Annotated in this window: 16 protein-coding genes and 1 tRNA gene; 4 read left to right on the top strand and 13 right to left on the bottom strand. The window is 59.9% G+C overall.

All coding sequences use genetic code 11. From position 1 onward, the window contains the following. Nucleotides 1-22: 22 nt before the first annotated feature. The 3 genes from dusB to BDB13_RS08595 all read right to left on the bottom strand — a co-directional run bounded on the left by dusB (nt 23) and on the right by BDB13_RS08595 (nt 3,300). Nucleotides 23-1,165, bottom strand: a complete 1,143-nt coding sequence (gene dusB / locus BDB13_RS08585; protein WP_094271266.1) for a tRNA dihydrouridine synthase DusB — start codon at nt 1,163-1,165, stop codon at nt 23-25. An 81-nt stretch (nt 1,166-1,246) separates the two neighbouring features. Next, nucleotides 1,247-2,206 carry an acyl-ACP desaturase gene (locus BDB13_RS08590; RefSeq protein WP_094271267.1) on the bottom strand — a complete coding sequence of 320 codons (960 nt, stop codon included), beginning with the start codon at nt 2,204-2,206 and terminating at the stop codon, nt 1,247-1,249. A 215-nt stretch (nt 2,207-2,421) separates the two neighbouring features. Further along, nucleotides 2,422-3,300: a LysR family transcriptional regulator gene (locus BDB13_RS08595; RefSeq protein WP_094271268.1), complete on the bottom strand. Its 879-nt coding sequence runs from the start codon at nt 3,298-3,300 to the stop codon at nt 2,422-2,424. Nucleotides 3,301-3,398: 98 nt separating this feature from the next. Between BDB13_RS08595 and BDB13_RS08600 the strand changes: the two genes are divergently transcribed. After that, nucleotides 3,399-4,400 carry an MFS transporter gene (locus BDB13_RS08600; RefSeq protein ID WP_254922756.1) on the top strand — a complete coding sequence of 334 codons (1,002 nt, stop codon included), beginning with the start codon at nt 3,399-3,401 and terminating at the stop codon, nt 4,398-4,400. Between the two features lie 44 nt (nt 4,401-4,444). On the opposite strand, the gene BDB13_RS08605 is transcribed toward BDB13_RS08600, so the two are convergent. Together BDB13_RS08605 and BDB13_RS08610 are read right to left on the bottom strand one after the other, a co-directional pair. Further along, nucleotides 4,445-5,038, bottom strand: a complete 594-nt coding sequence (locus BDB13_RS08605) for a DUF937 domain-containing protein (RefSeq protein WP_094271270.1) — start codon at nt 5,036-5,038, stop codon at nt 4,445-4,447. Between the two features lie 100 nt (nt 5,039-5,138). Beyond that, nucleotides 5,139-5,585, bottom strand: a complete 447-nt coding sequence (locus BDB13_RS08610; RefSeq protein WP_094271271.1) for a hypothetical protein — start codon at nt 5,583-5,585, stop codon at nt 5,139-5,141. A 100-nt stretch (nt 5,586-5,685) separates the two neighbouring features. On the opposite strand from BDB13_RS08610, the gene BDB13_RS08615 reads away from it, so the two are divergent. Further along, nucleotides 5,686-6,078 (top strand): MmcQ/YjbR family DNA-binding protein, encoded by a 393-nt coding sequence (locus tag BDB13_RS08615; protein ID WP_094274781.1) that lies wholly within the window; start codon nt 5,686-5,688, stop codon nt 6,076-6,078. Between the two features lie 34 nt (nt 6,079-6,112). Continuing rightward, entirely contained in the window at nt 6,113-6,712 is a 600-nt protein-coding gene (locus tag BDB13_RS08620) for a hypothetical protein (protein ID WP_094271272.1), read from the top strand. A gap of 13 nt (nt 6,713-6,725) precedes the next feature. On the opposite strand, the gene BDB13_RS08625 is transcribed toward BDB13_RS08620, so the two are convergent. Beyond that, nucleotides 6,726-7,814 (bottom strand): NAD(P)-dependent alcohol dehydrogenase, encoded by a 1,089-nt coding sequence (locus tag BDB13_RS08625; protein WP_176459708.1) that lies wholly within the window; start codon nt 7,812-7,814, stop codon nt 6,726-6,728. 29 nt (nt 7,815-7,843) lie between these two features. After that, nucleotides 7,844-8,317, bottom strand: coding sequence for a DUF4334 domain-containing protein (locus BDB13_RS08630; protein WP_094271274.1), 474 nt, complete (start codon nt 8,315-8,317; stop codon nt 7,844-7,846). A 111-nt stretch (nt 8,318-8,428) separates the two neighbouring features. Here BDB13_RS08630 and BDB13_RS08635 point away from each other — a divergent pair, with 111 nt between their 5' ends. Then, nucleotides 8,429-8,986, top strand: coding sequence for a TetR/AcrR family transcriptional regulator (locus tag BDB13_RS08635; protein ID WP_094271275.1), 558 nt, complete (start codon nt 8,429-8,431; stop codon nt 8,984-8,986). Between the two features lie 147 nt (nt 8,987-9,133). Here BDB13_RS08635 and BDB13_RS08640 read toward each other — a convergent pair whose 3' ends face one another. The 6 genes from BDB13_RS08640 to BDB13_RS08665 all read right to left on the bottom strand — a co-directional run bounded on the left by BDB13_RS08640 (nt 9,134) and on the right by BDB13_RS08665 (nt 14,192). Next, complete coding sequence (locus BDB13_RS08640) at nt 9,134-9,946, bottom strand: CPBP family intramembrane glutamic endopeptidase (RefSeq protein WP_094271276.1); 813 nt, start codon at nt 9,944-9,946, stop codon at nt 9,134-9,136. A gap of 171 nt (nt 9,947-10,117) precedes the next feature. After that, nucleotides 10,118-11,314: a PrsW family intramembrane metalloprotease gene (locus BDB13_RS08645; RefSeq protein ID WP_094271277.1), complete on the bottom strand. Its 1,197-nt coding sequence runs from the start codon at nt 11,312-11,314 to the stop codon at nt 10,118-10,120. Beyond that, the gene (locus BDB13_RS08650; RefSeq protein ID WP_254922757.1) at nt 11,311-11,964 is read right to left on the bottom strand and encodes a hypothetical protein; all 654 of its coding nucleotides are present in this window, start codon (nt 11,962-11,964) and stop codon (nt 11,311-11,313) included. The genes BDB13_RS08645 and BDB13_RS08650 overlap by 4 nt, the downstream gene beginning before the upstream one ends. Before the next feature lie 284 nt (nt 11,965-12,248). Continuing rightward, nucleotides 12,249-12,324: transfer RNA gene (locus BDB13_RS08655), tRNA-Lys, on the bottom strand. Between the two features lie 12 nt (nt 12,325-12,336). Beyond that, nucleotides 12,337-13,728 carry an MFS transporter gene (locus tag BDB13_RS08660; RefSeq protein ID WP_094271279.1) on the bottom strand — a complete coding sequence of 464 codons (1,392 nt, stop codon included), beginning with the start codon at nt 13,726-13,728 and terminating at the stop codon, nt 12,337-12,339. Further along, nucleotides 13,725-14,192 carry a MarR family winged helix-turn-helix transcriptional regulator gene (locus BDB13_RS08665; protein ID WP_094271280.1) on the bottom strand — a complete coding sequence of 156 codons (468 nt, stop codon included), beginning with the start codon at nt 14,190-14,192 and terminating at the stop codon, nt 13,725-13,727. The genes BDB13_RS08660 and BDB13_RS08665 overlap by 4 nt, the downstream gene beginning before the upstream one ends. Nucleotides 14,193-14,574: the final 382 nt, after the last annotated feature.

Below are 14,574 nucleotides of genomic sequence, written 5' to 3' on the forward strand. Positions count from 1 at the left end.
TCGACCGAATTCACATTGAAAGCTATCCGCCCGAGTGCATCATGTCTGCGCCGACAGGCACCACATCGTCCTCGGGATCGTCGAGCCAACCGTCAGGCAAAGCAACCTGACCAGGGGAGCCCTGGCGACCGCGGGGGCCCTCGGCGTCCTTGGGGAACGGCACGTCGTGGTCGAGCTGTCCGAGAAGATCGTCGAGTTCGGTCAGTGTGCTGACCAATGCCATCGAGACCCGCAGATCTGATCCGACCGGGAAGCCGCGCATGTACCAGGAAACGTGCTTACGAAGCTCACGCAGTCCCTTCATCTCACCGTGGTGCGCGGCCAGAAGTTGCGCGTGGCGGGCGATGATCTTGGTGACCTCACCGAGCGTCGGAGGAGTGGCGATGGTCTGGCCGTTGAGGGCAGCGCTGAGTTCGGCGAACAACCAGGGGCGTCCGAGGCATCCACGGCCCACGACGACGCCGTCGCATCCGGTTTCGTCCATCATCCGGGCCGCGTCGGAGGCGTCGAAAATATCGCCGTTGCCGAGGATCGGAACGTCGGTGACGTGTTCTTTGAGGCGTGCGATTTCGTTCCAGTCCGCAGTTCCGGAGTATCGCTGCGACGCGGTGCGGGCGTGAAGAGCAATCGCGGCAGCACCTTCAGCTGCAGCGATGCGTCCGGCGTCGAGATGCGTGTGGTGGTCGGCGTCGATACCGACGCGCATCTTCACCGTGACCGGGATTTTGGTGCCTTCGGTGGCGCGGACTGCAGCCGCGACGATCTGACCGAACAGACGGCGCTTGTACGGCAGCGCTGAGCCGCCGCCCTTACGTGTCACCTTGGGGACCGGACAGCCGAAGTTCATATCGATGTGATCGGCCATGTTCTCGTCGACGATCATCTTGGCTGCGGCGTACGTCGTGTCCGGATCGACGGTGTACAGCTGCAGGGATCGTGGAGTTTCGGTGGGGCCGAAGGTTGTCATGTGCAAGGTGGCCGGCTGGCGCTCGACGAGAGCGCGTGCCGTGACCATCTCGCAGACGTAAAGACCGGAGGTGCTGCCGGCCCGTTCGAGTTCGAGTTCACGGCAGAGCGTGCGGAAGGCGACGTTGGTGACGCCTGCCATAGGTGCGAGGACCACGGGGCTGTGCAGCTCGAGTGAACCGATGCGAAGGGATGACATGACTACCTCTGAACAAATATTTCTGACAATTGAAAGTGCCCGGTACCGAATCCGGTACCGGGCACAGAATAGCTGGTGAAATTAAGAAGCCTGCTGTTCGCGCTTTGCTGCTTCGCGGGCGAGCATGCGATCGCGCTGCTCCTCGAACTTGGTTGCCTGACCGTCAAGTTTCTCGAGGTATGCCGCCAACTCCTCGCGCGTGTTCTCACCTTCGGCGCTGAAATCGTTGCGTTCGAAGATGTTCCACTTGCGCAGGACGGGCCAGATAACTTCGTCGATGTGCTGGCGAAGATCGTAGATTCCGTGCTTCGCCATGAGGACCCCGTTGCGACGGAAATTCGGCATTCCGCTGCCGGGCATCTCGAAGTTCTGCACGATATTCGCTACCGACCTCAGGGTCTGGTCGGGAGCGAGGTCGAGTGCTGCGGCACAGATGTTGCGGTAGAAGATCATGTGCAGGTTCTCGTCGGCAGCGATGCGCTGAAGCATCTTGTCTGCGACGGGTTCGTTGCAGGCCTTGCCGGTGTTGCGGTGGCTGACGCGCGTCGCGAGTTCCTGGAACGTCACGTAGGCCACGGAGTGCAGCACGCCGGCTCCGTCGTCCGGGACGGCCGGGTTGTAGCCGGTGACCATATGTTCCATGCGGAGGCGTTCGAGTTCGACGGGGTCGACGGCACGGGTCACGACGAGGTAGTCGCGCATCACGATGCCGTGACGGTTCTCCTCGGCGGTCCAACGACCGACCCAGGTGCCCCAAGCGCCGTCCTGCGAGAAGTTCTCGGCGATCTCACGGTGGTACGACGGCAGGTTGTCTTCGGTGAGGAGATTGGTGATCATCGCGGCGCGAGCTACTTCACCGAGCTGCGACTGTTCGAGGCTCCAGTCTTCGCCGCCCATGGCTGCGAAGTTGCGACCTTCGTCCCACGGGACGTAGTCGTGGGGATGCCATTCTTTTGCCATGGAGATGTGGCGGTTGACGTTCTCTTCCGCGACCGGCTGCAGTTCCTGTAGCAGCTCGAGCTGCGTCAGATTCCTCGTCATTGATTGCCTCCGTGTTGAGTGAATGCCCGACTTCGCCCCAGCCTACGGCACCGTAGGTTTGAAGAGAATGGCATGAATTTTCCCCCAGGACCGAATGTTACCGACCCGTAGCTAGATGCTGATTGATCAGTTTCGTCGATCGACCGAATTGTCTGATCCGTTCTGATCGCATGTGATCGGAATCATACCTGCTGGTGAGGTTGTGTGTGTGAATTTCAGGACCAAGTATTTCCCCGCACGAAGTCACGGAATTCGAGTGCAGGCCGGGGCAATGCCCGGTCGTCAGCCCAGATGAGGCCGATTTTGCGCTGGGCGTCGGCGATGGGGACATAGACAATTCCTTCCGCCCAGATGGGCGGATCCTGGATCGGCATGACCGCGACTCCCAATGACGCCGAGACCAGACCGCCGACGGTGGCGAGTTCGCTGCTCTCGAATACGAATTCGGGAGTGAAACCGGCAGCGGCGCACATTTCGTCGAGAATTCTTCGTATGCCGAAGTCGGATTGCATCCCGATGAACTGTTCGTCCGCAGCCTGTGAGAGTTCGACCTGCTGCAGTTGGGCAAATCGATGCCCGACCGGCACGGCAAGAGCGAGTCTTTGCTGCGCAATCTGTGTCCACGCGAGCGCAGGGTTGTCCGGTTGTGGGGAGACGATGGCGAGGTCGGTCTCGCCGGACGAGATGCGATCGGTCAGGAATTGTGCGCGGTCCTGGTGCAGTTCGAACCGCACATCGGGATGTGCGACCCGATAGCTCCGCAGCATCCGCGGAACCAGCCAGGTGCCGAAGGAATGGAGAAAGTCGAGCCGAACGGTGCCGATGTCGGGACTGTGAAGCGTGTCGATCCGACGCTGCGCATCTTGGAGATTTTTCAGTGCACTACCGGCGTGTTCGTAGAGAATTCGGCCGTAGCGGTTGAGGGTGAGCCGGCGCCCGTGGCGGTCGAACAGCGGCACGCCGATCTGTTGTTCGAGTCGTGCGAGTTTGCGCGACAGTGTGGGCTGCGACAGATGGGTGAGGTCCGACGTGGCGGTCACCTGCTGGGTTTCGGCAAGCACAACAAACCATTCGAGATCTTCGGTCAGCATCACTCCGTGAATCTATATGCGTCTGAGGCATATATAAGCCGACATTGATGCATTTTCATTTGTTGTGGTGGGGCGGGAGGATTTGCGACGGAGGTAATTCGATGAGTGTTTCGACAGAAGTTGCCGCGAATGTCGTGCCGCACCGGCGCGGGTCGCGCGGATACCGGGCCGTCACCTCCTGTGTGATCGGCCTACTCTTGCCGCTCAGTCCGACGATCGAGGTTCTCCTGGTAGGTCGGGCGTTCCAAGGTGCTGCACTGGCCGGCATTCCCGCAGTCGCGATGGCCTACCTGGCAGAAGAGATCGACCCGAAGGATTTGGGCGCTGCGATGGGTCGATACGTCGCGGGCACCACGATCGGGGGATTGATCGGCAGGCTGATCCCGTCGGCGGTTATCGATGTGAGTACGTGGCACTGGGCCTTGTTTGCGGTCGCAATGGTCTCGACGGTGTTTGCGCTCATCATGATTCGTACCTTGCCGACATCACAGTTCTTCCGGCCCCAGCCGGTCTCTCTGAGAAGGTTGGTCACGAATCTTCGTGTTCACCTTGAAGATTCATCGTTACGGACGCTCTTCATCTTGGGTTTCATCGTGATGGGTGCATTTGTGTCGGTCTATAATTTTCTCGGATTTCGTTTTTCCAGTGCACCTTTCGGACTTTCCGAGACTGTTGTGGGCTTGGTGTTCCTGTTCTACCTCGCCGGGACATTCACTTCGACGGTAGCCGGCATCGCCGCGGACAAGTTGGGGCGGAAGTGGGTACTGCTGGGCTCCGTGTCAGTGACGGCATTGGGTCTGGCACTAACCGTTCCAGACAATCTAGTTCTGGTTCTGGCGGGAATGTTGCTCTTCACCGGCGGATTCTTTGCGGCACACTCGGTGGCAAGCGGGTGGGTGGGACGGCTTGCCCAGCTTCATCGGGCGGAGGCGTCGGCGCTCTATCTGTTTGCCTACTACGGGGGCTCGTCGGTGGCCGGTGTCGTGGCGGGTGCCGCCTACGCCGCAGGCGGGTGGAATGGGGTCAGTACCTTTGTCGGTTGCTTGCTGCTCGTCGCAATGGCGTTGTCGCTGAAGATGTTCAGATCCGTGCCGGTGGGCTGAAGTCAGTGCGGCGACTCCGGTTCGGGAGTCGCCGCACTGTGAGATTACTTCTTGCCGCCGCCGAGAAGCCCGCCCAGTAGATCGCCGATACCGCCTCCGCCGGAGCCTCCCAGGAGGCCACCCAGTGCGCCGCCGATGCCGCCGCCGGAATTACCGCCGCCGAGCAATCCGCCCAATAGATCGCCGAGGCCGCCGCCGCCACCGGTTGAAGCCTGAGTCTGCGTTGCATTGCCGCCGCCACCGCCTGTGAACTGCTTGGCGAGGTAAGCCAGGACGATCGGTGCCAGAATCGGGAGAAGTTGCTTCACCAGATCGTTGCCACCGCCGACTCCGCCGAGCGTGCTGGCGACCTGATCAGTGTTGTTGCCGAAGATATTCGCGACAATTTTCTGTCCGTCTTCGGTGTCGACCTTGCTGATGTCGATGCCGTCGTCGAGAATTGTGGTGTTCGCGTGCGCCTGCAATGCGCTCTCGAGTGAAGCCGCTCCGGCCTCGTCTTGTGCGTTGGCGCCGAGGCCACCGACAAGCGTCGGAAGTGCTGATTTCACTGCGGTTTCCGCAGTTGCACGATCTACGCCCAGCTGCTGCGCAATCTGGTCGATCGGGATCTGTGACAGAAGGTCGTCGAGCGAAGCCATTGATGCCTACCTCTTCTGGGGTGTTTCCTTGGTCCGCACCCGGTTGGTGCAGACACTAGTCAATGTTCAACCCTCGAGTAACCCTGAGGTTGCTCTGTGGTCAGGATCCGGCCTTCTCGCGAGGAACAAGGCAGGCAAGAAGCGCGAGAATCAGACCACCGGCGGTCAAAATGAATCCTGTCTGATTTGTCAGGACTGTGGAGTAGTTTTCCCTGATGACGTTGCCGAATTGGTCGTTCACGCGGTAATAAAACGTGCCCAGTGTCCCCAAACCGACAACGATTCCCAGCCAGGCCGCGATGCGCGAGCCGAACAGCGCGGCAATGAGAATCAGCACTGCGGCAGCAAGGAGCAGGATCATCATCGATCGATAGAACGTCACGGATTGTTCGCCGATCTGCTCGATCACCCAGCCCACCGGAAACCCGTCTCTCAAATCCTCGAGGCGGACGTTGATGGGTTTCACGCCGGCCAATATCGACATGAATGAGCCGACTGCAATGGCAATGCCGCAGATCAGCAGCACCACATGAACAAACGTACGCATGCCACTCTCCCGAAGGATTGGGGTCGTCTAACGCGGTCGAACGGAGCCTAACGCGATTGCGGGTGGGATGCGCCGAGAACTAGGTGCACAATCTTCTGTCATGACGGACAACATGGTTCGGCTCGAGGAGATCTCGCTGAGTCTTCCCGAGGCTCAGCGCGTCGACATCGAGGCATGGGACGGGCATCCCACATTTCGGGTGCGGGGCAAGAACTTCGTGTTCTGCAATGTCGAAGCGACGTCTCTGACGGTGAAGCTGAGCAAGGAAGAGGCCGAAGCTGTTGTGGCTACGGAGTCTTTTGTCAGTCCGGCGAGCTACGGGCTGGGGAGGCACGGTTGGGTCGTTCTGGACATCGGTGCCGACGTCCCCGAAGAACTGTGGGATCAACTCGAAGAATGGATCTACACCTCCTACACGCTGGTGGCACCCCAGCGGCTTGCCCGAATTGTGTTCGATGCAGATACCCGCGGCGGCCAGCAGTTAGATTCGTGACAACAACAGTGCCGAACCAAAACGAGGATTTGTCATGACGACACCGGAAACATCACCGGCTACAACTGCACCCGGAATGCCGCCGTGGGCGAAGAAGGCCATAACCATCGCGGTGGCGGCAGTAGTACTGGTCATCACGTATTTGATTCTCGCCGCGTACCTCCCGCGCTGGTGGTCTCAGCGGATTGCGTCGCTCGCCGACGGCAGTTTCAGTGGAGGCATTGCGTGGGGCGTGATGTTCGGGCTCGTATGCACGTTGGTTCCGCTGCTCTTCTTCCGTGCGATCTGGCAGGTACGCAAGCGCAAGCATGCTCGTGTCATGCAGATCAGTGCATTGGTGCTCGGCGTGATCTTTGCTTTGCCCAACCTGCTGACGCTGAGCATCGTTCTCGGCAACAGCAGTGCCGCGCACGCCGGCGAACGTGTCCTCGATGTCGACGGCCCCGGCTTCCGCGGTGCTTCGGTGCTGGGCGCTGTAATTGGTGTGGCGTTGTTCATCGGCATCGTATTTCTGGGGTACATGTACAACAAGCGAGGCAAGGAACTCGCGAAGATGCGCGGCGACGGCAAGAAGGGCGACAACAAGAAAGTTGCGCCCGAGGCCAATGTCGAGAGTCCGAATCTCGAAAAGTGAACCGGCGCTTGGTTCACCACAACAGGACGGGTTTGATCACCTTTCCCGAGGCTTGATCGGCGACAGCTTGGTTGATGTCGGAGAACGCATAGGGCGTTACCAGACGATCAATCGGGAAGCTGCCGGCGTTGAAGAGTTCGACGAGTCGGGGAATGAAAGTTGTGACGTCCGAGTCGCCTTCGATGCACCCCCGAACTGTCTTCCCGTTCAGCATGATGTCTGCCATGTTCAGAGCGACTTCGCGTGCACCAAGTCCGACCACGGCCAGCGTTCCACGTGCACGCAGTGATGCGACACCTTGATTGATAACTGCGCCAATTCCGGTGGTGTCCAATGCATGCGTGGATCCGCCGTCGGTGGCAGCGCGCACAGCATCGACGACGTTGTCGGTTGCCGGGTCGATCGTGACTGCGCCGAACTCTTCGGCAAGTTTTCGACGTTCCGTTACCGGGTCGACTGCGACGATGGTGGTGACCCCGGCTGTTCTTGCGGCCAACAGGGCAGCGAACCCGACGCTGCCGGCTCCGAAGATGACAAACGTCGAGTCAGGTTTGGGCCGAAGCATATTGAGTACAGTGCCGGCGCCCGTCTGAAACCCGCAACCCAGCGGAGCGACAACCGTGAGGTCGACGGCCGGATCGATGACAACGGTGTTGTCGGCTGTTGTGATCGCGTATTGCGCGAAGCTGGACTGCCCGAAGTAGGCGGCTCTGATCGGTGCACCGTTCTGTTGGATCGGAGACGAACCGTCGGTGCGAACACCCGAGCTGTTGAGTTGGTGGGAGCGTTCACAATACGCTCGGTGTCCGTCGACGCATTGGCGGCAGGTACCGCAACTACGGACGCTCAGGAGTACGTGATCACCGGGAGCGATGTGTGTGATTTCGGAGCCCACGGCCTCGACGATTCCCGCACCCTCGTGCCCGAACAGGCAGGCACCAACCTTTTCCGGCAGTAAGGATTTGGTGAACAGGTCTGTGTGGCACAGTCCGGTCGCGACAACACGTACCAATATCTCGTCTGCACGCGGGGCATCGATCTGGACGGTTTCGAGTGTGAACGGCGATTCGGGACCGCGAGACAGTGCCGCTGTCATCTGCATGGCGTAGGTCGAGTTCTGTTCGGCGTGAATCAAACTCGCTCGAGCAGGAAGTAGTAGTGCTGACCGTTGTCGAACACCAACTTCGACTTGCCGTTCATGATTCCCATGAGTGTCTGTTCGTCGACCTTCTTGAAATGGTCGAAGATCGATACTCCGTCGTAGACCATCGTTGCGGTCACTTCGCCGCGAAATTCGATGTTCCACAGGCTCGCTTCTCCGTTGCCGCCCTTGATGTCGGAGTAGAGGTTGCCGTCTTCGTCGCGGCAGATCAGCGGCTTGGCGTCGTTGAGCGAGTTGAATGTCTTGCCGTACCAGCGGGTCGCGGCCAGTGCGTCGTGCAGTCGGTGGCCGGTAGCGAAGTCGTCGCCCTTCCATTCGCCGAGGATGTCTGCTGCTGCGACGGTGTCGAGTGCTGCCCAGATCTTGTCGAGTTCCGTCGGTGACACACCGCTCTCAGTCGCTCGGAGCCGTGTGAATGCAGTGCGGGCCTCGTCGAGATTCATGGGGATCCTTGCGGTCGTCGTTCAAGTTTGCGAACCAAACTGTTCGCCAACTCTGGACGCTACGCCGAACCAGATGGTTCGGCAACGGGTAATTCGATCTAAGCTGTCCACATGCGTTCAGCCGGGGAAGCCACCAGAGATCGCATTCTTGCGGCCGCGAAGGAAGAATTTGCCCGGTACGGTCTGGCCGGCGCTCGGATCAATCGGATCGCCACAGACGCGCGCGCCAGCAAGGATCGTCTGTACGCGTACTTCGCGAGCAAGGAAGAGTTGTTTGCTGCCGTCACGGCGCAGTGGACCCTCGAAACCACATCAGAAACGGCACTACGCGGCGACGACCTGCCCGGATACATGGGGCGGCTTTTCGACAATTACGTGGCTCATCCCGAGAATGCTCGTCTGCAGGAGTGGGCAGATCTCGAAGCGCCGGATGTTATGAGCGACAACGACATACGTAGTAGGACTTTCCGGCCCAAGATCGAGGAAATTCGTCGGGGACAGGCGGAGGGTCACATCGATCCCGCATGGAATGCGTCGGAACTGCTGTTCGTGATTACCGAGATCGCCAGGACTTTGTCTCGCCCCGGTGCTGGGAAGGTCTCTCGAACTTCAGCTCAGCGCCGGCTGACGGCAGTCGAATCAGTCCGGCGATTGATCGCGAGTTCCTGACTGTGATGCTGCATGTGTTTCGACAGATTCTTGTGCGCGCTGACAATGCTGTTTTCGGTAGAAACTGCAGCTAGCGCACCGGTTGAAACGCACATCGAGATGTACCCCTAGTGGCCCGGCGCGGTTCGCTGCGCCGGGCCGGCGCATCTACGTGTGGGATGGGGCCGAGGCATCGACGGGCTGGGACGGTTCGATGTCACGGCGTTTGACAAGCAGAATGATTGCCAGGATCGGGTAGGCAAGAATGGGAGCGAAGGCCCCGACATAGCCCTGCTGGTCCAGCAGGATCGCGGAACCGCTGAGCAGTGCAAAGTCGAAGAGTCCGTGCAGTACGGAGTTCAGCGCGTTACTGCCCGAGACCCGGCGAGTGAGATAGAAGAAGTACCCGGCGAGACTGACCATGATCGCCTGAGGGACCGTGGAAGCGCCATTTCCGAAGACGTTCGTTAGGTGGACAGCGCCGAAGATGAGGCTGGACCACAGGGCAACCTGGCCCTCGCGGAGGCCGTGGTTGCGCAACACAGTCACACCGATGCCGCGGAACATTCCTTCCTCACCCCATCCGACAAACTGTGTGGCGATGAGGAGGACGATGATGAATAGCCAACCCTTCTCGGCGAGCGCACTGTAATCGATGCCCACCACGATGGCGACAAGCAGAATGATGGGCACGACCCATACCCAGCGGTTGACCGGGCGGTCATCCTTGATTACCGGTCGCCACCATCCCAAAGCTGTGATGACCCCGTATACGAAGACCAGGGCGAGCCCGAGTGGGATCAGCAGGGTGAAGACGACCCCGTGGGTGGTCAGGGTGTTGTCCTCGTTACCCCATCCAGCAATGAGGCGGCCGCCGAACTGGATTATCACTAGGTACGCAATGACCACAATGGCGAAGGCAAGGTAGGAAAGCTGGCGCCCGGTGATGCGTCGGGCAGCCTCGTGCTTTTGTGTGTTCACTGCGAAATATTAACGCCGCGATCCAGTGAATTCGCGCAGCGCCCTGAAATATCGCAAATCGGATACTTGCACTGGATCCAATGCAAAGCTGAGCCAGAGGATGAGGGCTAGATCGCAAACCGCCGCAGATGACCGACAAGGTCATCTGCGGCGGTTTCTGTTCGATAGGGGTCAGGCTTTGATCGAAGGCTGACCGCTTCTGATCCGACTTACCTCGGATCGAGTGAATTCGACTCGACCGGTGTCGGTTCCGCGTGAATCTGCCAGAGCGTCGGCGAGATCTGCAGCGGCCTCGAGCACGTACCCGTTGCGCTTGCGGGCTGCCTGGGTTCCAGCAGATTTACGGAAGGCCTTGCGGGCCTTACGGTCGCCGCACAATGCTGTGAGCTCGTCACCAGTGATGACGCCGTGTTCGGCCTCAGGGGCCAGGATGTCCCGAAGGAACTGACGCTCACGAGGAACCGTCATCCGGAACACTCGGACCACGAGGGTAAGCGCAGCCGCGATCATGATGATGAACAGTGGGAAGATGAGTGCGTTCTTGCCCTGCACGAGTGCGCCCGCAGAGTCCCAGAGCCCATGGAGCAGCATGGCTGCTGCCATGAATGCGAGACCGCGGCCCACACGGCGTGGCTCGGCCGGGCGGCCGAGGAAATAGACGAGACCGGCGCAGAAGATCGCGCTGTAGAGGGTATGAGCAGCTACACCGAAGACCATGCGCAGCATGATGGTCGACATTGCCGCGCCCACCGGATCGGCACCGAACTGCGATGCGGCGGAGTTCAGTGCGTAGAGAACGTCTTCGAAGATCTGGAAGCCCAGTCCGATGAATGCTCCGAGGATGAACCCGTCGAATGCTGTGCGCACCAAGCGTGATGCCAGTGCGATGAGCAACAGCATGCCGACGCCCTTGGCGATTTCTTCGGTGAAGGGTGCCGCCAGGCCGGCGCCCCAGTCGGACGCCCAGGCTTGTCCGAACACCTTGGCGTAGAGGGAGAGGATCGCGTCATTCGCGTTGGCCGCCATCACCCACGTTGCAGCGAAGCTTCCCCACAGAAAGGCGACCACGATCAGTTTGACGGGCTGGCGTGCATAGCGGTCGATGTGGTGTGTGAACCACCAGAAAATTGCGCCGTACACACTGAACAACACCACGGAGAGCACGATCGCATCTGCGTAGGCAGCCGCCGAGGCGGACAGTATCGAGAAGAGTTTGAAGGCTCCGCTGACGACCAGCATCAGATAGACCCAGAATGCGGCGTTACGTGGTTGGTAGAACGTGAACGACCGACCCCATCCGGAGTCTTCGATCGCGCCGGTGCGGGCGGCGGTGAGGTCGCTTGCTGTCGAGACGGTGGATGCGCTCATCGTGAGTCCTCTCCGGTTTGATGGCTGATGCTCACGATCATGCGAGCGACGTCGTCGGTGATCGTGGGGTCCACGTCGATCGGGCCGGTGGAGACCACTTCGATGCCCTTGCCGTCGACGACAAATGCTGCGATCACGCCGTCGGCGTTCGAGTTCGAATAACTGGTCAGCACGCCGCGAAGCCCGTCGACTGTAGTGATCGCAGTGGAATCGTCGCTTACTCGCAATGATTTCTCGGTTGCGAGGGCGTCCGATGTCTTCTTGATCTGTTCGAGGAGGGCGTTCGCCTCGCCGGCAAACGGCGCTGTGTACACCGTGAACATTGCACCGCCGTTGACCAAGGTCGCGCGCGGGGGGAACGAACCAGCAGTCGGAAGGTCGGTTGCGCGAACGCCAGCGGTGATTCCCCACCCGAGCGCCGGGATGAATGTCACGCCGCCTTCGATTTCCATGACGTCACCGGCCACGACCCCGTCGTCGTAGGGAACCGAGTCGTTGATCGCCGGAATGACAATGCTCATCACAATCGCGATGGCGAGCACTATCGCAGCCGGTACAAGCGTTTCGCGGTCGAGGCCGAACCATCGTCGGTCCACCGGAACCCAGCGGTCGTCGGGTTCGTACGGTACCGGTGGTGGTGCCACTGGCATACGAGTGTCTATGTCGGACATTGTTGCCTCTGGCTTTCGCGACGTAATTCGTTACGGCATTCGCGCACAAGAAGTTCCGTGAGGAATCACTGAACTGTGGTGCTGGGTCGAGCGAATCCGAGGGGTGACCCTCACTCGCATAAAAGTAGCAAACCGAACAATTCTGAAACGATGCGAATCGCAATCAAGGGCGGAAATCGAGAGCCCGCGGCGTGCCGACGGCAACGCGGATACCGAAACAAAAACAGCCTGACACTCTCTGGAGAGAAGTGCCAGGCTGCTGTTGGTGCCCCCAGTAGGACTCGAACCTACGACCTGCGGATTAAAAGTCCGTAGCTCTACCAACTGAGCTATAGGGGCGCGGCGCAGAGTCTAACCAGAACGAAGAGAGCGTGAAAACACCACCCCCACTAATAGGGTGATTCCGATGATCGTGATGACTCCTCCGGTGCGGTGTAAACCGGCATCGTCGATAGTTCCGCGCATGGTCAGTTCGATGACGACGGCCGCGAGGTTGGCTCCGATGTACTGGATCGTCCGGTAGAGGCCGATAGCCATTCCGACGTCGGCGGAGGTGGTTACGGAGTTGACGAGATTTTGATTCCCCATGTTGTTGAAGCCGTTCGGGATGCCGAGGATCGCGGCGACGACAAGTAGGACAACGAGGGGAGTGCTGCTCGATTCCACGAAAGCGACGAGAAGTCCTCCGACGGCCAGTGCTGCAGTCCCGATCAGCAAGGTGATTCTCGCGCCGTAGAGGCCGTAGGTCCGGGATGCGGCCATGGTGGAAACGATTCCCACGGCGGCGATGGGAAGCATGAACAGACCGGCGGTGGTGGGCGACATGCCACGCCCGACCTGCAGCCACTGGGGGAGTCCGAAGAATATGCAGTAGAAGGCGGTGTAGGTCAGGAGGGCGCGGCCGAGGGTCATGCTCAATGCATGGTTGGCCGCGACTGCGCGGACGTCGATGAACGGTGCGTCCGTTCGACGTTCCCACAGTGTGAACAAAATTCCGGATACGGCGATTGCCGGCAGCAGATACCAGGACGGGCCGTCGGAGAGAGACAGAAGGAAAAGCATCGTCGTCGTGACAAGGACCAGGAAGAGTGTGATGCCGAGTGGATCCAACGAGCGGACGAAGGCGGTAGTGCTCGATTTGTTCGGTCGTGGTGGATCGGCGGGGGTGGCGAACGAGACCCAGAGGCCGGTGACGACTACGAGCGGCAGGTTGATCCACATGATGGACTGCCATCCGAGTGTTCCGACCAGTAAGCCGCCCAGAGTTGGTCCCAGCGCGACGACGGATTGTGCGCAGATCGTGAGTGTCGCTACTGCGGAACGTGTCTGAGCTTTGTGCTGATCGGCGTACCGGCGGACGACGGTCATGGCGTTGGGATATTGCGTGGCCGTGCCGATTCCGAGGAGTATTCGTGCGGCGATGAGCCAGCCCAACGACGGGGCGAGTGATCCGAGGATCGCGCCGGCGGCGATCAGGCCGAGGCCGGCGAGGTAGGTGCGCTTGGCTCCGAGGATTGAGCCCAGGCGCCCGGCAGTCGGAGCGGCGACTGCCGTAGCGATGTAGAGCGCGGAGATCACCCACGCTGTGCCGGAACTCGAACCGAAATGTATTGCGATGGGAACGATCGCCACGGCAATCATCGATGAGTTCAGTGGCTGCAGGATCGTGCCGGATCCCAGGGCGAGGCTCAGTCGAAGCGGGACGGACGCCCGTGGTGCCGATGCCGTGTTGGCGTCCGTCATGGTTTGGAGGCAGTTCGAGGTTGGGCTGAAGGGGATGGGGAGGGTGTGGAATGGCCGAGTCTGCGCAGGATTCTTCCGGCGATCAGGAGAAGATCGCGCTCGGCGTCGGTGCACTCGACGTCGAGCGTGTCAGTGAGCCACCGTGTCATGTGCACTCGGTCGTCGCGGAGTGTCGATGTCCCTAAATCCGTGAGGTCGATCAGATTGGCGCGGCCGTCCGACGGGTCTGATCGACGGGTCACCATCCGCTGTTTCTCGAGCGTCATGATCGTTTTAGCGATCGATTGGGGCGTGACACGCTCGAGTTGCGCGAGATCTTTTGCGGTCATCGGCCCGCTCCGGTTGAGATGTCCGAGGGCTTGGATATGGGTGAGGCTGAGGCCGCGTTCACCGCGTTCGGTGCGTAGGCGTCGTGTGAACACGCCGAGGTCTTCCCACAGGATGTCGATCTCTTCTTGGGTCATTGTCAACTCCTCAACCGCCCTTAAATTAGGCAGCCTAACTGTGTAATTTATCCAAAAATCCTGGATTTCCGGATGTTCTACCGGAATAAATAGTACCTTTGGTTGTTCAAGTAGGTGGGCCTGCGTTGAGATCCGTGCAATGTGAGTGATCCATTGTCGGCCTTGGGGAATAAGAAAGCTCGGATGCGCACCCCCTGCGCCGCACCCGAGCGAGCAAAACAATACCACTCGGTGTGTTATGTGAACCGGCCGTCTTTTCGGTGTCATCTGACTGACTGACACCCACTAGTACTTTTGGTGGGTGTCACGTGATGACTTACGGGACGTATGTCGAGAAGATATTGTGAACTTTCGGGGGATTGTGGGTGCCGCAGGCGGCATC

Origin of the sequence: Rhodococcus sp. OK302 (genome assembly GCF_002245895.1) — a bacterium.
GTDB lineage: Bacteria > Actinomycetota > Actinomycetes > Mycobacteriales > Mycobacteriaceae > Rhodococcus_F.